The 19,130-nt window shown below is 61.0% G+C and carries 14 protein-coding genes; 4 read left to right on the top strand and 10 right to left on the bottom strand.

Going from position 1 to position 19,130, the window contains the following annotated elements; genetic code table 11:
* Positions 1-21: 21 nt before the first annotated feature.
* The 7 genes from VN623_RS03080 to VN623_RS03050 all read right to left on the bottom strand — a co-directional run bounded on the left by VN623_RS03080 (position 22) and on the right by VN623_RS03050 (position 10,140).
* On the bottom strand, positions 22-3,177 hold the full coding sequence (locus VN623_RS03080; RefSeq protein ID WP_325568006.1) for an efflux RND transporter permease subunit: 3,156 nt from the start codon (positions 3,175-3,177) through the stop codon (positions 22-24).
* A gap of 9 nt (positions 3,178-3,186) precedes the next feature.
* Positions 3,187-4,191, bottom strand: coding sequence for a hypothetical protein (locus tag VN623_RS03075; RefSeq protein WP_325568004.1), 1,005 nt, complete (start codon positions 4,189-4,191; stop codon positions 3,187-3,189).
* Positions 4,192-4,461: 270 nt separating this feature from the next.
* Complete coding sequence (locus tag VN623_RS03070) at positions 4,462-5,238, bottom strand: 3-hydroxybutyrate dehydrogenase (RefSeq protein ID WP_325568002.1); 777 nt, start codon at positions 5,236-5,238, stop codon at positions 4,462-4,464.
* Complete coding sequence (locus VN623_RS03065) at positions 5,235-5,993, bottom strand: acetoacetate decarboxylase (protein WP_325568000.1); 759 nt, start codon at positions 5,991-5,993, stop codon at positions 5,235-5,237. The genes VN623_RS03070 and VN623_RS03065 overlap by 4 nt, the downstream gene beginning before the upstream one ends.
* On the bottom strand, positions 5,990-7,135 hold the full coding sequence (locus tag VN623_RS03060; RefSeq protein ID WP_325567998.1) for a patatin-like phospholipase family protein: 1,146 nt from the start codon (positions 7,133-7,135) through the stop codon (positions 5,990-5,992). Before VN623_RS03060 ends, VN623_RS03065 begins: the two co-directional genes overlap by 4 nt.
* A 142-nt stretch (positions 7,136-7,277) precedes the next feature.
* Positions 7,278-8,816, bottom strand: coding sequence for a DHA2 family efflux MFS transporter permease subunit (locus tag VN623_RS03055; protein ID WP_325568030.1), 1,539 nt, complete (start codon positions 8,814-8,816; stop codon positions 7,278-7,280).
* Positions 8,817-8,901: 85 nt separating this feature from the next.
* Positions 8,902-10,140, bottom strand: a complete 1,239-nt coding sequence (locus VN623_RS03050) for an HlyD family secretion protein (RefSeq protein ID WP_325567996.1) — start codon at positions 10,138-10,140, stop codon at positions 8,902-8,904.
* 222 nt (positions 10,141-10,362) lie between these two features.
* On the opposite strand from VN623_RS03050, the gene VN623_RS03045 reads away from it, so the two are divergent.
* Complete coding sequence (locus tag VN623_RS03045; RefSeq protein ID WP_325567994.1) at positions 10,363-11,040, top strand: TetR/AcrR family transcriptional regulator; 678 nt, start codon at positions 10,363-10,365, stop codon at positions 11,038-11,040.
* Positions 11,041-11,120: 80 nt separating this feature from the next.
* Here VN623_RS03045 and asnB read toward each other — a convergent pair whose 3' ends face one another.
* Both asnB and VN623_RS03035 read right to left on the bottom strand, forming a co-directional pair.
* Positions 11,121-13,229 carry an asparagine synthase (glutamine-hydrolyzing) gene (gene asnB / locus VN623_RS03040; protein ID WP_325567992.1) on the bottom strand — a complete coding sequence of 703 codons (2,109 nt, stop codon included), beginning with the start codon at positions 13,227-13,229 and terminating at the stop codon, positions 11,121-11,123.
* Between the two features lie 263 nt (positions 13,230-13,492).
* Positions 13,493-14,281, bottom strand: a complete 789-nt coding sequence (locus tag VN623_RS03035; RefSeq protein ID WP_325567990.1) for a MoxR family ATPase — start codon at positions 14,279-14,281, stop codon at positions 13,493-13,495.
* Between the two features lie 620 nt (positions 14,282-14,901).
* On the opposite strand from VN623_RS03035, the gene dksA reads away from it, so the two are divergent.
* Positions 14,902-15,339 (top strand): RNA polymerase-binding protein DksA, encoded by a 438-nt coding sequence (dksA, locus tag VN623_RS03030; protein WP_325568028.1) that lies wholly within the window; start codon positions 14,902-14,904, stop codon positions 15,337-15,339.
* A gap of 128 nt (positions 15,340-15,467) precedes the next feature.
* Complete coding sequence (locus VN623_RS03025) at positions 15,468-15,755, top strand: hypothetical protein (protein ID WP_325567988.1); 288 nt, start codon at positions 15,468-15,470, stop codon at positions 15,753-15,755.
* 10 nt (positions 15,756-15,765) lie between these two features.
* On the opposite strand, the gene VN623_RS03020 is transcribed toward VN623_RS03025, so the two are convergent.
* The gene (locus tag VN623_RS03020) at positions 15,766-16,149 is read right to left on the bottom strand and encodes a hypothetical protein (RefSeq protein ID WP_325567986.1); all 384 of its coding nucleotides are present in this window, start codon (positions 16,147-16,149) and stop codon (positions 15,766-15,768) included.
* A 216-nt stretch (positions 16,150-16,365) separates the two neighbouring features.
* Between VN623_RS03020 and VN623_RS03015 the strand changes: the two genes are divergently transcribed.
* Complete coding sequence (locus VN623_RS03015) at positions 16,366-18,927, top strand: ATP-binding protein (RefSeq protein WP_325567984.1); 2,562 nt, start codon at positions 16,366-16,368, stop codon at positions 18,925-18,927.
* Positions 18,928-19,130: the final 203 nt, after the last annotated feature.

Raw genomic sequence — 19,130 nt, 5'->3', positions numbered from 1 at the left:
ACATCCCTCTATTGCGACACCTCAGGTGCTGCTGATGACGCGGATTTTCCCGCTTTGCGAGAGCGTTTCCGTCTCCGCGGCCGGCTCAGTTTCCGGTACCTTGGCTTCTGCAATGCCGAGAAAACGGCCGAGGCGGATGAGCGCCTCCGGCAGAACGCCGAGATTGAGGATCGTTGCCGTCGTCAAGCCGCCGAGCACGGTGATCGCCATCGGCGCTTCAATTTCGTGCCCTGGACGTCCGAGCCCGAGCGCCAAAGGCACGAGACCCAGGGCCGCCATCAGCGCCGTCATGAACACCGGCGCCAGGCGTTCAGCTGCTGCGAGACGCACAGTGTCGGGTGTCCATTTTTTCCCTTCTTCATCAGCCAAGTGCTCAACGTGAGCCAGCATCATGACGGAATTACGCGCTCCAATTCCGAAGACGGTAATGAGCCCGACCAGACTGCCGAGCGTCATGCCAATGCCGGTAGCGACGATCGCGGCGATGCTGCCGATCAGGCAGAAGGGCAAATTGATCAAAACCATCAGGGCCAGCCCGCGCCGGCGGAAAGCCATCGTCAGCGCCGCCATGATCAGCCCGATGCTGAATGCCGTCAGGCCCGCAAGCCTGATCTGGCCTTCGCGCTCCGCTTCCGCCTGACCGGCGAACGAAACATAGACATCGGCGGGAAGTTTGAGGGCTGCAACGCGCTCGCGAGCAGTCTTGACGACATCGCGAAGCGAATAACCCTTGGCACCATTGAATGTTACCGCCACACGGCGCTGGGCTCCGGCGTGCTGAATGTTGGAGCGTCCCTCGGCAATGCTGATCGCCGCAACATTCTTCAGAAGCGTTTTGGTGGTGGCATTGCCGATCATCAGCCTTTCCAGTTCGCTGATGCGGTTGCGCGCGTCGGGCGGAAGGATGACGACGACGTCGACGGTCTGGGCGCCGTCGTAGGTCTGCCCGACGGTCGTCCCAGCAAATGCCGTCTGAATGGCGTCGAGCGCGTCCTTGGGCATCAGGCCGTAGTTTGCCAGCGCGACCGGATTGAGCCGGACGGAAATCGTCGGCACCATCGCACTTCTCGGCATCCGAAGGTCCGTCACGCCGGGAATGGATGCGACGGACTTCTCGATTTGCGCCGCCGCATTCTCGATCGATGCCAGATCGGTACCGGTGACGTTGACCACGACCTGCGCGGTTTCTCCGCTCACGCTTTCGCTGATGCGATCGCCGAGAAACGTCAGCGTCTCACTTCGGACTTCGGGAAAAGCGCTTAGCGTATCGCGAATGATTCCTTGTGCGTCTTCCTCGCTTTCCGAATGATTGGGCTTCAATTCGATGTGAAATTCGCTGCGATCCGGGCTCCACGTGTCTTCCCCCATTTCAGCCCGGCCGACTTGATGCGCGACTGTGTCGATGAAAGGCAATTTGAGAAGCGCCGTCGTAACGCGTTCGCCGACAGCGACGACATCGTCGACAGACGTGCCGGGCGACGCCATCGACATCTGCAAAACGAAGTGGCCTTCGCGGAATTGCGGAATAAGCTCGCTATAGAGGAACGGGACGACGCCGGCCGCGGCCACGGCTCCGAATGAAAGGATCAAGACCGTCGCCCACCACATCCGGCGAACAATGCTCAGCGTCCAGCTCTGGGCGAACTTGAGCCCCTTGAGCAGCGGCGACTCCTTGGTGTCTTCGCGCGTTGTCAGCAGCAGAGCGCAGAGTGCCGGCGTCACCGTCAATGCAACAAGCATCGAAGCGAGAACCGCGATGACGAACGTCAGCGCCATGGGTCCGATGAAGCGCCCTTGAACGCCGCCGGCGAACAGAATCGGAAAGAACGCGAAAATCACGGCGAGCGTGCCGTAGAGCATCGACCCTCGAATTTCGATCGATGCGTCCTCGACGACAGCCAGACGGTCGGCGCCGGGTGGCGCTTGCCGCAATCGCCGCGCGATATTTTCGATATCGATGATGGCGTCGTCGACCAGCACGCCGAGCGCCAGCGCGAAGCCCCCGAGCGTCATCGTATTGAGAGATTGGCCAAACTGACTCAGCACGACGACGGCGGCAAGAAGCGATAGCGGAATGGCAAGGAACGAGATGAGCGCCGCGCGCGCGCTTCTGAGAAAGGCGTAGAGCACGATCAAGATCAGCGCCGAGCCGAGTGTTAGCGCCTTTTCGAGATTGCTCAACGCGCGCACGACGAATGTCGCAGGGCGGTGCAGCTCCGGATACATTTGGATGCCGCGCTTTTGCAGAGCCGGAGCCAGCTCGGCGAGTGCCGCTTCCGTCGCTTTCGTGGCTTCGAGCGTGTTGGCGCCGAATTGGCCCGAGACGGTAATTAAAACTCCGGGCTGGCCCATGATCGTCGCGTCGCCGATTTTCACCGCGGGCGCGATCGTAACCGTTGCAACGTCGGAGAGCTTGACGGGGCGATCGTTCTGCACGCTGACGACGGTTTCGGCGATGGCGCGCGGATCGGGCGCGGGCGGCGGCGTTTCGATGGTGATGCGTTGCGCCGTCGTCTCGACGACACCGCCACCGCGCAGCGCAATGGCGCCGTTCGCGGCATTCATGACATCGGTGACCGTCAGGCCAAGTGCCGAGAGCCGGTCGAGCTTCGGCTGAATTTGAATTTGCCGGACAGCGCCGCCGTAAACGGTGACGCGCGCAATGCCGGGAACCGCCAGAAGCCGCGGCTTGATCGTCCAATCGGCGACGTCGCGCAGCGCGTAGGGATCAACGACATCCGAAACGATGCCGAGCTTCAGCACGTCCATCGTGCTCGACGTGAGCGGCGTCAATCTCGGGGGGCCGAAGCCGGCGGGGAATTGTCCGTTGAGCGTCGATAGCCGCTCGGCAATTCCCTGGCGCGCGGCATTGGCATCGGCGTTCTCATCGAACGTCACCAATACGACCGAGAGTCCGTAGACGGATTCCGACCGCATCGTGGAGATGCCGGGACCCCCGATGACAGCCGACTCGATCGGACGCGTGATGATTTGCTCGACCTGCTCAGGCGCAAGGCCCGGAGCTTCGGTCTGGATCGTGACCTGCGGTGGCACGAACTCGGGAAAAACGTCGAGTGGCGCGCGCCACGCGAGAAACGTGCCCGCCACAAGCCATATGACCGAGAGCAGCGCGACAAAACCACGATAGCGTATCGACCAGCGAATGAGCGCGTTCATATCCGAAACCTAGTCCGGATCGCTGCGCGGGACTGCCGAATGTTCCGGCTGTACGGCTGCCGATGCCGCCGGTCTCGGTGCGGACGAACGGGCAGGCGGTGGCGCATCATCGTCATCGCCGTCATCCCCGGGCTCCGCTTCGCGCGACAGCAGCACCGAAGCGCCCCGCACGACGACCCGGTCACCGGGCACAAAGCCCGTTCGCACGAGATAACCGCCATCGACCGGATAATCGAGCGAAATGGCCTTGCGCTCGTATTTCTTGTCGCCGGTTTCGACGTAGCACCAGGACTGGCTGGCGTAGACGACGATAGCGGCGCTCGGAATGACGACGCCGGGATGACTGTCCGGGTTTTCCGCGATAAGCCGCGCCCTGTCTCCGGCCCTCAACCCGGGCCCGGCCGGAATGAGCCCGAAGAACGAGACGCCGGGCATCGCAAGATTTCCCGACGGCGCCGTCCACAACCTCTCGATGGGTGTTTCGGAACCGCCGCGAAGCGGAATGACCCGAACGTTGCGCGGCTCTCCAGAGGCAAGGTCGGGAAAATCGAAGCGGACGATAGCTTGCTCGCCGCCGCTGATTTGGGCGATCAAGTTCTGACGGGCGTCGGTCTTTAAGAACGGCGCGTTCTCACCCCACGTCTGTTTGAGACGCGTTTCGAGCAGCTTGAGTTGCGAAGCGTCGATACCGGCCTGGCGCTCGGCGTTGTCGAGCGTTTGCCTTGAGAGCATCGTCGAAAGCCGGAATCTGGCGAGCTGTGCGCGGCTGAAATCGGCAGCGACCTTGGCGGAGCGTATATCCGCATCAAGCTGCAGCAGCGCATCGGTATTCAGGATCGTCGCGACGCCTTCGAGCTTGACGGCATCGCGAGAGGCGGTCAGTTCGACAGTCCGAACCGGCGGGTCCGGCGGCCGAACGGCACTTTCGGACTCTTGTGAGTGTGGCGCATCGCACCCGGCCAGAAAGACAGTGACGATCAAGGCTGCAAGTCTTGCCAACGTGGCCGCCGTCAAAGCGCTGTCCTCCTCCTGGGCCGGGAAACTGCGGCCTCGTTCTTGGGAAAAGTTCCCTATTTTTCAGGACAATGCTCCAAAGCCTGGGCTCAGACCAGACCTTTTTGACCACGATTTTTCCGCTTTGTGGGGCCTTAAGACCGGCCGCGTCGCCCGGAATCGCGGCCAAGACGGCCCGCCGGCCAGAAAGAGACCGGGAGTATCGACTGCGAAGTGGTTCTACAATTCGGGTTTCGTACTGCGCCGATATCGTCGTCCGGCGAAGTGCCGCTAGTTCATATGCCAGCCGTGACTGATGATGACGCTCTCGCCCGTCAACGCATTCGTCTTGAAAGCCGCGAGCACCAGTGCGATCTCGGCAATGTCCTCGACCATCGTGAATTCCTTGTCGACGGTCTCTCCAAGCATGACCTCTTTCACCACGCGCTCCGGAGTAATGCCAAGTTCCTTAGCCTGCTCCGGTATCTGCTTATCGACCAGCGGCGTATGTACGAATCCGGGGCAAATGACGTTGGCGCGAACGTTGTGCTTGGCGCCTTCCTTGGCCATCGTGCGCGCCAGGCCGAGGATGCCGTGCTTCGCCGCGACGTAGGCTGATTTCAAGGGCGATGCTTCGTGGCTATGCACGGATCCCATGTAGATCAGCGCGCCACCGCCCTGCTTGTACATGTGCTTGACGCATGCCTTCGTCGTCAAAAACGCGCCGTCCAGATGAATGGCCAGCAGCTTCTTCCAGTCGGCGAACGGAAAATCCTCGATCGGATGCACGATTTGTATGCCGGCATTCGAGACCAGAATATCGACTTTGCCGAACGTCGAAACCGTCTTTTCGACGCCGGCGTTGACCTGATCTTCCTTGGTCACGTCCATGGCAACCGCAATGGCGTCTTTCTCGCCGCCAAGCTCCCTCGCGGCGGCCTTCGCCGCGTCGAGGTTGAGATCCGCAATGACGACACGGCCGCCGGCTGCAACGTAACGCTTGGCGATGCTGTGGCCGATGCCGCTTGCTGCACCGGTGACGAGGGCGACTTTGCCATCGAGTTTCATGACGCACGCTCCTTTTTTGTATCCATGTAATCGTAGATGACCTTGCCGAGACCGAGGGTCAGATCGGCCAGGATGTGCGTTGCGGAGATGATCTCGCGCACAGGCAGATCGGCAATCGGCGCCAGAGCATGGGGCCGCAAATCGAGCGCCGCCGGTCCGGTCCAGGCACCTTTCACGGTGACGTCTTCAAGCCTGTAGTCGACAAGCTCAAGAATCCGCGGGCTGCCGTCGACGTGCGGAATGATCTTCAAGAGGTAGTTCGGCTTAGCAAGAGACGCGGCAACGGCCTTCAGATCGGCGGCCTTGTGTTTGTACCCCATTGTGCCGGTCGCAACGCGCACGGTGCCGTAATCGAGAGTGCCGACGAACGTATCCTTGTCGGGGCCGAGCGAGGGTTGCGCGTATTTCTTCGGAAAGCCCCAAAGCTCGCGGCCCCCGTAGATCGGCGGCCCATCGTTGAGGAACATCGCGTGCGTGTAGCCGCCTTCGACGCCCTTGTAGCGAACCGGAATAACCTGGCCCGATTCCGTGTAGTCGCCGAAGCCGGTCGAATTCGGCATGCGGATGAATTCGTAGTTGACGATCGGCTCGTCGAAGGTCAGGGGTTCCGGAACCACCGCTTCCAGCGCCGCCTTGTCGGTCCGGTATGTGATGATCAAATATTCGCGGTCGACGAAGCGATAGGGTCCCGGCGGAAACGCCGGGCTCGTGAGAGGCATCGCGTAAGCGTTTTTGCGCACGTCGGCAATTTTCATGTTCGCTGCTCCGGTCTGTCGGTGTCCACGTCCTTCGTTAGGTCGAGCACAGTCACGCCGGCTTTCGGCCGCTCGCGGGTCTTCCATGCGGGATTATTGAGCGTCTCCTCGACGTCGTCGCGGCCGCTCTGCCAGTGCTCGTTGACGGTGTAGCGCGAGAATTCGTAATCGTTCGATTGCGTGGAGTAGGCGGCACGCCGGTGAATGAGGTGGACGATCGTGATGGCGGCGTCGCAACTCAGCGACGTCAGCAGATGCCAGTCGACGCTCGTCTTGATTTCATCGGGCAATGTATTCTCAAGCCGGCGAATGGCACGCCGCATCGTCTGCAGGCCGCGTGCGACATCGGTATTGAAACGCGTGCGGCTTGAATATCGGATCTCCTTCTCGCGCTCTTGAACGTCGAAAAGTGTTTCTGGTACGGAGCCTTTGGCACTGAACAAATCGATTTGGAAAATGCACATGTCTGGGCGCGGCTTATCGTGATCGAGCACGTACTGCAGCGGCGTGTTCGAGACGAGCCCGCCGTCCCAATAGAGGTGACCGTCGATCGTGACCGGCGGGAATCCCGGCGGCAGTGCGCCGCTCGCCATGATGTGTTCCGGGCCGATCTTGTCTGACGTGCTGTCGAAATATTTGAGATTTCCGCTGCCGACGTCGACGGCCCCGACGCTGAGACGGATCGGTCCAGAATTCAAAAGATCGAAATCCACGAGTTCGAGAAGCGTGTCGCGCAGTGGGCTCGTGTCGTAGAGGCTGATGGCATTGACGGTGCCCGGCGGCATGACGAGTGCTGGCGGATAGCGCGGCTCGAAAAAGCCGGGCGCTCCGGTCGAGGCAACGAGCGCAGCACTCGTTTCATTGAAAAGTTTGCGCGAGGTATCGTCAAAGGCAAGCGGCGGCAACGTCAGGCGACTGGACACGAGCTCCCAGAACTGCCGCAGACGCTCGACACGTTTATCGGCCGGATTGCCGGCGATGATGGAGGCATTGATCGCGCCGATCGAAACGCCCGCGACCCACTCCGGCTCGTGGCCGGCGGCGGCGAGTGCTTCATAGGCGCCGGCTTGGTAGGCGCCAAGGGCTCCGCCGCCCTGCAAGACGAGCACTCTTTTCTCGCGGTTGACGGGCGGCTTAGCCATATCGTCAATCTGCCAAAAGCGATGCCGTGCAACTGCAAACCCGGGCGTATTTGAGCAATCGTTGATAATTGCGGCAATGCGGCAGATCGATGCCGCGCCGAACCAGCGGCTTAGTAGGGGGTTCAAGTATTTGCGACGAGCCTCAATGGGCCCCGATGGGTGCCGTTGTCGGCTTGCGCATCAGTATGGTGAACAGGCCCGCGATCGCAAAGAGTGCCGTTAGCGCCAAAAAGACATCCGCAAACGACATCACGTTCGCTTGCCGGCGCACCAGCATCGCCAGCTGCTTCAGCGCCGACATAGCGCCGTCGGGGAGGGCCTGCGAGAAATTCTGCTGCATCGCTGCAAGCTGATCTTCTGCAACGGGGTGGCCCCAAGCCACGCTCTCGTGCAGGCGCGCCAGATGCAGATCGAGACGATGGTTAAGCAGCGTGTTGATCACCGCTAGGCCGACGGCACCGCCGAGGTTTCGCGTCAGATTGTAAAGTCCCGACGCGTTCTTCAACTGCTCCGGCGGCAGCGTGCCGAGCGACAAATTGTTGATCGGCACCATGCAGAGCATTAGCGAGCAACCGCGCAGGATTTGCGGAATGAGCAGTTCGTTGAAGTCCCAGTCGGACGTAATGCCGGACGCCATGTAGGTTCCGGCCGCGAAGCCGCCGAAGCCGATCAGCATCATCACGCGCGGGTCGAGAATTTGCGACAGGCGGCCGCTGATGGGCGCTGTCAGAAACATTGCAATGCCTGTCACGGCCATCGTCTCGCCGATCATCATGGCGTTATAGCCGCGCACCTGGGCGAGATAGATCGGATAGATATACGTCAGGCCATAGAGACCGATACCCATCGTGAAGCTGAAGGCCGACCCGAACGCAAAGTTGCGGTTGTGGAAGGCTCTGAGCTCGACGATCGGCTCCTTCGCCGTCAGCGCCCGCCAGAAGAAGACGATCGCGCCGACGACGGCCAGAACGGCGAGGAGCGAGATTGTCTGATCGTCGAACCAATCGTAGCGAGGGCCCTCCTCGAGCACGTACTCGAGTGAGCCGAGGAAAAGCGCCATCGCTCCTAATCCGACGAAGTCGAAGCGGCCGAGAAGCGAGTGATCCGGCTTATCGAAATCAACGAGGAAAAAGACCGCCGTCGCGACCGCGATGCCAGGTCCAACGTTGATCAGAAACAGCCAGTGCCACGAATAGGTGTCGCTCAGGTAACCGCCAACCGTCGGTCCGATCGTCGGCGCCAGCGTTGCGACAAGGCCGATGATCGGCGAGACGATAGCCTGCTTTGAACGCGGGAAGAGCGAGAAGGCTACGGCGAACACGCTCGGGATCATGCCGCCGCCGATGAACCCCTGCAGCGCTCGATACGCGATCATCTGATCGATTGACGTCGCCGTCGCGCAAAGCACGCTTGCTCCTGTGAAGCCGACGGCAGCCGTAACGAACAGAACACGCGTCGAAAGCGCCCGCGCCAGAAATCCCGATAACGGGATCATTACGACTTCCGCGATCAGATACGACGTTTGCACCCAGGCGATTTCATCCGAACTCGCGGAAAGTCCGGCCTGGATTTCGGTCAGCGACGCCGAGACGATCTGGATGTCCAGGATCGCCATGAACATGCCGAAGACCATCGCCAGGAAACCGGCAAGCTGGCGGCGCGTGACGCCGATCCACGCCATAGTGCCCGGCGGAATGTCGGACGGCGAAGACGAGGCATGTGTGCCGGACTTGTCCATGGCTCATGACTCCTCGCGGAGGTCGCGCTTAATTCAATGCTTGCTGCGGACCGGCCTTCGCGGGCGCTGTGCGCGTGTCGATGCCGACGACGACCGACAGGCCCGGTCTCAGTTTGCCGTTGGCTTCAGCGGCCGGTATCGCGATGCGGACCGGAACGCGCTGCACGATCTTGGTGAAGTTGCCCGTGGCGTTTTCAGGCGGCAGCAACGAGAACTGCGAACCGGACGCCGGTGCCACGCTTTCGACCGTGCCCTTCAGCACCGCGCCATCGAGCGCGTCGACGCGAACATTGGCGGTTTCGCCGATAGCAATCGGACCGAGCTGCGTTTCCTTGAGGTTGGCGTCGACGTACACCTTATCGAGCGGCACGACGGCGGCGAGCCGTTTGCCCGGCGTCACGTAATCGCCGACCTGAACGCTCTTGTTGCCGACCACGCCATTGAAGGGCGCGCGAATGACGGTGAACGACAGATCACGCTCCGCCTTGGCGACCATCACTTGCAATTCCTTGGCGACGCGCTGGGCTTCGTTTAGCTGCGCTTTGAGGACGCTGACGTTGGCGTCGGCGGAGTCGATTGCCGCTTCATTGGCATCGACCTGGGCGCGTGCGGAATCGCGTGCGGCGATCGCGGCATCAAGAGCGGCTTTTGTCGAGTAGTCGCGTGCAGCAAGTGCGCTCGTTCGCTTGTAGTCCGCTTCGGTCTTCAGAACCGTTGCCTTGGCGGACTCGAGTTGCGCTTTCGCCTGTGCGGTGGTCGCCGTCGCCGCCTTGATTTGCGCATCGAATGTCGTGATCGCGGCGGTCTGCGTTGCGAGCTTGGCTTGGGCCTGATCGAGAGCCAGGCGATAGTCGCCGTCATCGAGGCGGACGAGCACGTCGCCTTCTTTCACCGGCTGATTATCGACGATCGGTACTTCGGCAACGTTGGCGGGGATCTTCGGCGCGATGATTGCCATGTCGACGCCGACATAAGCGTCGTCGGTGGAGACGATAAAACGTCCGACGGTGATGTAGTCGTAGGCAAACCAGGCTGCGCCGAGGAACGCCAAGGCGCCGAGACCCGCGAGAACCGGCTTGGTTCGCGAGCGCGGCTTGGAATTGTTAGCTTCGGCCGAATGGGCCTTTTGTTGCGGCTCGCGTGCCGTTGCCGGTTGAAATGCGCTAGATTTCCGGCTCGGTACCGAGTCCGACCGGCTCGGAGGAGGCTGAGAGAAATCGGCGCCCGCCGGAACCGGGCGAATGCGACTGTCCGCAGGTGCAACCATCCTTGAAGGTGCCTGCGGCTCGGTGGTGTCGGGCCGATCGGCTAAAATATGTATGGAATTATCTTTACCCATCGCGGTACCCTTCCGCACATGCGATCTAAACCAAACGGTTCAGTTCGATATTGACTTATACGGCAGCGGTGGCAACATCAAGAGGAAACTGAACCGTTCGGTTCTATATGCGACATTTTGAGCAGATTTGCTCGCGGAGGTTGGAACTCAATGGAAACGCAAGGGCTAGGCGACGTCCCGAAACATCAAGAACGTCGCGGCGGCCGTCCCGCTGCGGGCACGGACCCGCAGAAGCGCCGTCAAATTCTGGATGGCGCCGACCGTATCTTTTCGACGCTTGGATACGATGCTGCGAGCATGAATGACGTCGCGCACGAAGCCCAGGTGTCGAAGGCGACGCTCTACGTCTATTTCCAGGACAAAGAGCATCTGTTCACCGCCATTTGCGCCGAGAAGCGGGATCGCAACATCGTGGAGCTGATCGCTTTTCTTGATACCGGCAAGCCGATCGAAACGGTCTTGCTCGAATTCGGCAATGACCTGTTGACGCGCTTATCGCAGCCCTTCGTCGTGGCCGCGCATCGTATTGTCATCGGCGTCGCCGAACGTATGCCGGAAGTCGGGCGTGAGTTCTTTGAGGCAGGAGCCAAGAGGGTGACCCTCGCTCTCGCCAAGCTCATCGACCATCATGTGGCGGCGGGCCGGCTCAACGTGCCGGATTCTTATTTAGCCGCCGCTCAGTTTCTTGAGCTTGCGCAGGCGAGCGTTTTTCGACCCCGGCTTTTTGGCGCAATGACCGAGCCACCGCCGCGCGAGGAAATCGACAAGGTCGTCGCGTCGGCCGTTTCCATGTTCATGAAGGCCTACGGTAACTCCGGCGGCCGCTAGCGTCGATTTGGTTTGCGTCGCGCAACGTCATGTCAGGTCAAGACTGCCACGACGACATGACGGAAGTTTTTGCGAAGCGATCAGGCGACCGTTTCCGTCACTCTTTCGGCGAAGCCAAGATCGCGGTCGTCGGACGCAAGGCCCGAGTGCGATCGCCAATCCGGCAGGTTCGCCAGCGTCGGGTCGATGAATGTGTGGTGCCAGAGCTGCGTCGCGAGGACAGCGACGAGACCCAGTTCCATCGAACTCCGCTGATAAAGGAGCGGGGACAGTTCCCGGTACTTGTGCTTCCATAAACTGACGGCTTTAGGATCGAAATATCCAGACTTCTTGAGGGACTCTTCGCTTAAGAGCTCATCGACGTAGGGCAGGCGCTTATCCAGGAAAAATCCGTCGAGCGGCGCGCGGAACATGCCCTTTGGTCGCCATGCGATCGATTTGGGAAGCCATTTCTCAGCCACCCGGCGCAGCAGGTATTTCTCCCTGAACCCTTTCAATTTCAAATTGGGATCAATCCGGGCCAGGAAATCGAACACGCCGTTGTCGAGGAATGGGTAGCGCATTTCGACAGACTGGCTCATTGCGATCCGGTCGCCCTTGAGACTGAGCAGTTGCCCCGGAAGATGAATCTTGGCGGCCCAGAATGCGGCCCGGTTTATTGGGTGCCAGCGTCGGGCCCGGCTCAGATCCGTCTCGATCGACGCGTAGGGATCGTGGTCGTCGAGGCTTTCGAGCATGCCGGCGCTGTAGAAGCGGAAACGCGATGCCCCAAGGAGATCGTAAAATCGCTGGAACGCGTGCGGGCCGCCGGACGAGGTGACACAGCGATCGAGATAGGCGACGGCGTCTTTGCTGCATCCGAGCCAGTTGAAGAACATTTTCCTGACGCCGGCGTCGAGCCTTCCGCCTGAAATTTTTCCCAACCCACCGATCACACGATCGAATTTGTACCACGGATAACCGGCCAGCCATTCGTCGGAACCTTCACCGGTCAGCGCGACCTTGAAGCCTTCGTCATGGACCTTTCCGGCGAGCAGCATTAGCGCCGTGCACGACGTGTCGGTTACCGGTGCTTCCGTCGCAACGAGAAGCCGCTGGTAGTTCGCAACGATCTCGTCCGATCCGCAGGCAACTACGAACGGGTCTGCGTTGAGATGTTTCGAGACGATGGCCGCTTGCGATGTTTCGTCGAGCTTCGGATCGCAAATCTGGGATGTGAACGTCGCGGGCGCGCGGCCTAGAACATCGCGGGCCATGGCGACGACCGTGCTCGAGTCGACGCCGCCGCTGAGATAGGAAGCGACAGGAACATCGGCGTGCAGGCGGCGCTTGACCGCGCCATAAAGCAGGCGTTCGAATTCATCGACGACCGCCCGTTCGTCCTGGCCTCGCGTCTCCTGCCCCTGGTCCGGAAAATCCATTGTCCAGTAGGCGCGCTCGCTGATCGTGGCGTCTTCTCCGGCGCGCCCGCGAGCGATGGTCAGCATCTTCCCCGGCGGCAGAATATTGATGCCTTCAAAGCAACTGAATGGACCTGGCACGGCGAGGAAATTGAACACGGCATCGATGCCGCGCCGATCCGGCTTCGGTTCGACGAGACCGGTCGCCAGTATCGTCTTGATTTCCGAACCGAAGACGAGCCAGTCGCCGCCGAAGCGCGTCGTGCGCGTCCAGAACAGCGGGCAGATACCGAAGCGATCGCGGGCTAAAACGAATTTCTGTTTTCTTTCATCGAACAGCGCCACGGCAAACTGTCCGTTGAGCTTGGCGAACAGGTCTTCCTCGTATTCTTCCCACAGGTGGGGGAGAACCTCTGTATCGCACGACGTGGTGAGATGGTGGCCGCGAGCCTTGAGATCGTGACGCCATGTTGCGTGATCGAAGATTTCGCCGTTGAAGATAACCGATACCGTCTTCGTTTCGTTGAACGCCGGCTGCTGGCCATCAGCCAATCCGACGATACTCAGCCGGCGTGCCGCAAAGCCAAACCCCGGCTGCCGAAGAAAGCCCTCTTCGTCAGGCCCTCGGTGAAACATCGCATCGGAAGCTCGTTTCAGTACCGTCGCCGGAATCGGACGCCGGCCCGCTAGATCGATAATTCCGAAGATTCCGCACATGGTGACCTCAACGGCTTGCCGGTACGGTCCACCGCCCGGCTCGAGGTCATACCTCGGCGCGGCGCCCGCCATGGAAATGGCTCGATTTGCTTCATGCCGAAGCCAAGCCGCACGGCGCTCCTATTAAGGTGCCGTGGGCAGACGGTCTAACGCTATCTTCAAGCGCAATGGTGGTTACCGTTCGCGGCAAATACGCACAACTAGTCCAATCGATATATCCGGAAATTAATCATTCGCGCCGGAGCCCATATTTTCGCGGGGTTTAGAAGTGCCGCGCGCTATTCCTTGCGCCGCCGCGTCATGAAGGCGAGCCGCTCGAGAAGGTGCGTGTCCTGTTAGTTCTTGATCAGCGCGCCTGCCAATGGCGGCACAAGCTTGCGCGGATCGCTCTCGCGCAGCAGCGCCGGATCAATGTCCTCGTTCAAAAGCAGTTTCAGCCAGTCGAGGAGTTCCGACGTTGACGGCTTCTTCTTGAGGCCGGGGACGTCGCGCAGTTCGTAGAAGACGCGCATTGCGTCGGCGACGAGACGATTTTTGAGGCCGGGGAAATGCACCTCGACGATCTGGCGCATCGTCTCGGTGTCGGGAAATTTGATGAAATGGAAAAAGCAGCGCCTGAGAAACGCGTCCGGCAGCTCTTTTTCGTTGTTCGAGGTGATGAGCACGATCGGGCGCGTCCGTGCCTTGATCGTTTCGCCCGTCTCGTAGACGAAGAACTCCATGCGATCGAGTTCTTGAAGCAGATCGTTCGGGAATTCGATGTCGGCCTTGTCGATTTCGTCGATCAGCAGAACCGAGCGCTCTGGTGCCGCAAACGCATCCCAGAGTTTGCCGCGCTTGATGTAGTTGGCGATATTCTTGACGCGTTCATCGCCGAGCTGGCCATCGCGCAGTCGCGAAACCGCATCGTATTCATAGAGACCTTGCTGCGCCTTTGTCGTCGATTTGATGTGCCATTCGATGAGTGGCGCACCGAGGGCTCTTGCAACTTCGGCGGCGAGTACCGATTTGCCCGTCCCGGGTTCGCCTTTGATCAGCAGCGGCCGTTCGAGCCGGATCGCAGCATTGACGGCGATCTTCAGGTCGTTCGTCGCAACGTATGAGGAGGTGCCTTCAAATTTCATGGGGTGATGCAACCGGTTGCTGTGCAATCGCGAGGGTAGAGGTCATACGCCCTCCACAGCAAGGCGACCGAAGCGCGCCGCCTGTTGGAAACCTATCCAGCGGCGAGCTTCGGCATGCAATCCAGGTGGGATCGCAAAGCACTGTTTTTGTTTGAATAAATCACGACACTTTGAACGCGTCCTGCCCCCGATGCACGCTTGACTCGATGGCCTGCCCTCATAGATAAGGGTCGGCCGAACGCGGGACCGAGTCGCAGCTCCGGACGTTATTTCGGCGGAAGATGATCGGCACTGGCGCACGTAGCCTCAATGGGAGGCGGACGATGAGCAAGACAACCGGGGCAAAAGCGGCGAAGACCGCCGCCAAGAAGCCCGTCCCCAAAGCCCTCGCCGTAGCGAAGGGCAGCAAAGTGCTGGCAGGCGGCAAGGCCGTTTCGAATGCCAAGCCGAAGGCAGGAAAGGCCGCTCCGAAAACGGGGTCAGCGAAGACCGCGGCGGCAAAAATAAAGACCACGGTCGGCGCCGGCAAAGCCAAGCCGGCGGCACCGAATGCGCCGGCGCGAACAATGGCAAGCGCCAAGCCGGCGGCTTCCAAGAAGTCAGAGGGTACAAAGAAGAAGATGGCTTCGCGCGTAAAGATTGCAGAGATCGTCCTTCCTGCCGGGTATAAGCCCTCGGAGGACGAGCCGTTCATGAGCGACATGCACAAGGCTTATTTCCGCAAGCGGCTGCTCGAATGGAAAGATGAGATCCTCCGCCAGACCCGCGAGACGCTGGCGATCCTGCACGAAGATTCAACGCAGCACGCCGATCTTGCCGACCGCGCGACGTCCGAGACGGACCGCGCCACGGAGCTCAGGACCCGTGATCGGCAGCGCAAGCTCATCGCCAAGATCGATGCGGCGCTGGGCCGGATCGAGGATGGAAGCTACGGCTATTGCGAGGACACCGGCGAGCCGATCGGCCTCAAACGGCTTGATGCGCGTCCCATCGCGACGCTATCCGTCGAGGCGCAGGAACGCCACGAACGCCGTGAGCGCGTCTATCGCGAGGAATGACGGGTACGATTGGGCCCTGGCCGTATGTCGCGATTTGCGACGCAGATTCACGCAACGTTAAATTTTTGCCGTAATACTGTTCCGGTTGATCGGCGCCATTTGGGTGCCGTCGCGAAGGCTAGAAGCCAGTGTCCGGTCGTACCGTTTCGTTGAGCTTGATCGTCGCCGTCGCCGGTATCGGTGCCGTCGGATCGCCAATGGCGCGGGCCGAACCTGCAAAGATGCGGCAAGCTGGTGCCTCAGGTGACGCTTTCAAGGTCGGCGTTCGCGACAAATTTCTATTGCCCCCGAAAATTGCCGCGAGCAGCGGAATCAAGTCCGAAAAGCCGGTTGGCACGCTCGCCAGCGCGATACGGCCACTCGATCTTCGCAAGCTCTCGATGTCCGACTTCGGCGACACCGAACCGTCGCGCTGAACTCCGGACCTTAAAGCTCGCGCGTGCTGGTATCGCGATCGGCGGGCTCTTTGTTTCTTCCGAATAGTGCCGGCCGACGCGGTGTCACCGGTTGCTGCGGTATCATCGCCTCGGCGGGTTTGCTCGCGCTCGGGATGCCCGTCTCGACGACGACGTCCACGGGGCCGCCCGTCATCAGCAGATGCTCAACGTCGTCGCGACGGATCAAAAGCAGCTTTCGCCGGCCATCGATGTTGGCGTGCTCTACGACTTCAAGGCGCCGGTCCGACCGTGGCCTGAAGAACAGGGCCGATGCCGTCGTGCCGTTCGCGTAGGCGCGCACGAACACCGCAATGCCCACGCTGAGCACAGCCAGTACGGCCAGCATGAAAGTCCAGAAGATGTAATTTCCCATGTGCCCTCACCGCCGGGTTGAACGTCGTGCCGAAATCTCGCATCCGTCAACGGGTTCGATACGCCCCAGTTGACTACATGTTAACCCTCTTAGAGGAAGTCTTAGGCAAGCGAAAAGCGCCGCTCCGTTGCGGCACAGTTGCAGTTGCGTTTGAGTAGCGAGCCCATGCCCCAGACTGACGTCCCCACTATCGAGAATCAGCTAGATTCTCGTTCCATGAAGGCTCGCGAGACACTCAGGCTCGAAACCTCCCCGATCGATCCGTTGACCGCGGCGGAAGGATTTGGCGGTTTCCTCCCTACGATATTCATAGCGGCCGCAGCCGGCGCCATCGTTTTCGGACTGCTCGCCAGCGGTTCGGGCGAACCGCTGCTGCTGACCGTTATCGCCCTTTTGGCGATGCTGGGAATGTTCCTGCTATTCGGGATCGCCGCCGGGCACATTCGCATCGGCGCGCGTTTGGCGCCGGCAGATTTACTCAAGGCCGCCTCCGACACTGCGGACGAACCGCAAATCATCGCCCAGGCCGACGGCACCGTCATCTATTCCAACGCCGCGCTCGATCAGATGTTCGGACGGCACGGAGCCGGGCCTCTCTCGGCTCTTGAAGCCGGACTAAGTGGAGACGCGGAAGCCGTGCAGGCGCTGTTCCGCTTAACGCGGGCAGCAGAGCGTGGCGAGACGCGCCGCGAGGACATCCACTTGCGGCACGGGGCTGTGACGCGCCGGCCCACCTGGGTGAGAATTTCGGTTCGCCCGTTCGCCTCTCCCGACCGCGTGTCGGAGGTTATTTCCCCGCGCCAGCGTCTCGTGCACTGGCAGATCACCGACCTCTCGGGCGACAGAACGCGTGAAGCACAGCGGATCGGCGGACTAGAAGCATCGCTTGCCGCCTTCGACGCGATGCCGGCCGGATTCATGTCGGTTGCCGGCGACGGCGCCGTAACGCACGTCAACGCCGCCTTCGAGCAGTGGCTCGGCTATTCTGCAGGCGGTCTGCGCTCGCGCAACCTCGGCATTGCCGAACTTGCCGGCGATGAAGGCGCCCGGCTGTTACGGAATATGGCGGAGATCACCGACCCCGAGCAGCGCGTCGTCGATCTCGATCTAACTCGGCAGGACGGCCGCATGGTGCCGTTGACTCTGCTGGTCGAACCGGCCGCCGGCCAGTCCGGTCAAGGCTTCACGATTACAGCGATCAACCGCTTGGCGGCGGGCCTCGTCGATCGCGGACAGCAGGATGTACGCGGCTCGCAATTCTTCCAGTCGGCGCCGTTCGGCATTGCGGCACTCGACGCCGAGGGCCGCATTGCCAATTGCAACGCCGCCTTCATGCAAATGGTGCTCGACGGCCGCCCCGCGCTGGACGTGCTCGCGACCGAAGCGCTATGCGGCACCGCCGAGCCGGAAGAACGGGCTCAAATCGATGCCGCCTTGCTGCAGGCGCTCGCGGGGCGCGGCAACATCCAGCCGATCGAAATCACGGCCGGCGAGCAGAAGCAGTTCGCGCGCCGAATTTATTTGTCTCCGCTTGCGGCCGTCTCGGGCGGTGCTGCAGCGGCGCTCTACGTCGTCGATGCAACTGAGCAAAAGGCTCTCGAGGGCCGCGTTGCGCAAGCTCAGAAGATGGAGGCCGTCGGCAATCTTGCGGGCGGCATCGCGCATGACTTCAATAACGTGCTGACGGCGATCATCGGCTTTTCCGATCTGCTTCTGCAGACGCATCGGCCGAGCGACCCGGCTTACAAAGACATCCGGAACATACAGTCGGCCGCCAATCGCGCCGCCAGTCTGGTGAAGGGCCTTCTCGGCTTTTCGCGCAAGCAGACGCAGCAGGTTTCTGTTTTCAATCTCGGCGAGCTGGCGTCCGACATGATGCCTGTCCTCAAGACGCAGGTCGGCGAGAAAATCGATCTAAAAATACGCGCGGAACGCGATCTCTGGTACGTCCGCGCCGACAGCGACCAGCTCTATCAGGTCGTATTGAATCTTGTGCGCAATGCCCGCGACGCGATGCCGAAGGGCGGCAAGATGACGATCCGCACGCGCAACGTCAGCGAACGCGAAAGCCAGAAGATGAACGGCGTCGCCGGCTTTACGCCAGGCGAATACGTGCTGATCGAAGTTGCCGACACCGGCAGCGGCATGAGCCCGGAAGTGATGGCGAAAATCTTCGAGCCGTTCTTCACGACCAAGGGCGTCGGCAAGGGCACCGGCCTCGGGCTCGCGTCCGTCTACGGCATCGTCAAACAGTCGGGCGGCTACATTCTGCCGGAAAGCGAAGTCGACAAGGGCACGACGTTCAAGGTCTTCCTGCCGCGCTATTTCGTGGAAGAGGGCGACGACGTCGAAACCGCTCTGCCGCAGAAGATCGTCACCGCCAAGAAGGAATTGAAGGCGACTGACTTGACCGGCACCGGACGCGTGCTGCTGGTTGAGGACGAGGTCGATGTGCGCAGCTTCGCGGTTCGCGCCTTGAAGCGCCAGGGCTATCAGGTGATCGAGGCGGCTGACGGCGTCGAGGCGCTGGAGCTGATGGCGGCCAACGAGGGCAAAATCGACATCGTCGTCTCCGACGTCGTGATGCCGGAGATGGATGGCCCGGCGCTGTTCAAGGAACTGCGCAAGCGCAATCCGGGGATCAAGGTGATTTTTGTCTCGGGCTATCCGAACGAAGCCTTTCGCGAAAGCATGGGCTCGGACGACTTCGCCTTCCTACCGAAGCCGTTCTCACTGCCGCAACTCGCCGCCAAGGTGAAGGAAGAGCTGGCGAAGTAGGGGCATCGTCGGCGCTTGGCGACCCGCCGCACCGCGGCCGACAAGGTCACGCTGCGAGTTGATTGTCGCCGCCAGACTTTCCACACGTGCGGAGAAACACAATGAACTCGTCGATGCCGACCGGTCGCGAGACCGCGTATCCCTGGATGTAATCCACGACGCCCGTCGTGCGCAGCAGATTGAGCCGAGCGTCCGTTTCGACA

It is taken from the genome of Hyphomicrobium sp. (assembly GCF_035572195.1).
In the GTDB taxonomy this organism is placed as follows: domain Bacteria; phylum Pseudomonadota; class Alphaproteobacteria; order Rhizobiales; family Hyphomicrobiaceae; genus Hyphomicrobium_B.
Note: the sequence above shows the minus strand (reverse complement) of the source record. Positions and strands in the feature narration are given on the sequence as shown.

Bases quoted from the DNA above. Each gene is read 5' to 3' on its own strand.
- asnB (WP_325567992.1), bottom strand. From the start codon at position 13,229: ATGGCGGGCGCCGCGCCGAGGTATGACCTCGAGCCGGGCGGTGGACCG.
- VN623_RS03050 (WP_325567996.1), bottom strand. From the start codon at position 10,140: ATGGTTGCACCTGCGGACAGTCGCATTCGCCCGGTTCCGGCGGGCGCC.
- VN623_RS03080 (WP_325568006.1), bottom strand. From the start codon at position 3,177: ATGAACGCGCTCATTCGCTGGTCGATACGCTATCGTGGTTTTGTCGCG.
- VN623_RS03020 (WP_325567986.1), bottom strand. From the start codon at position 16,149: ATGGGAAATTACATCTTCTGGACTTTCATGCTGGCCGTACTGGCTGTG.
- VN623_RS03070 (WP_325568002.1), bottom strand. From the start codon at position 5,238: ATGAAACTCGATGGCAAAGTCGCCCTCGTCACCGGTGCAGCAAGCGGC.
- dksA (WP_325568028.1), top strand. From the start codon at position 14,902: ATGGCTTCGCGCGTAAAGATTGCAGAGATCGTCCTTCCTGCCGGGTAT.
- VN623_RS03060 (WP_325567998.1), bottom strand. From the start codon at position 7,135: ATGGCTAAGCCGCCCGTCAACCGCGAGAAAAGAGTGCTCGTCTTGCAG.
- VN623_RS03055 (WP_325568030.1), bottom strand. From the start codon at position 8,816: ATGGCGTGGATCGGCGTCACGCGCCGCCAGCTTGCCGGTTTCCTGGCG.
- VN623_RS03015 (WP_325567984.1), top strand. From the start codon at position 16,366: ATGAAGGCTCGCGAGACACTCAGGCTCGAAACCTCCCCGATCGATCCG.
- VN623_RS03045 (WP_325567994.1), top strand. From the start codon at position 10,363: ATGGAAACGCAAGGGCTAGGCGACGTCCCGAAACATCAAGAACGTCGC.
- VN623_RS03035 (WP_325567990.1), bottom strand. From the start codon at position 14,281: ATGAAATTTGAAGGCACCTCCTCATACGTTGCGACGAACGACCTGAAG.
- VN623_RS03065 (WP_325568000.1), bottom strand. From the start codon at position 5,993: ATGAAAATTGCCGACGTGCGCAAAAACGCTTACGCGATGCCTCTCACG.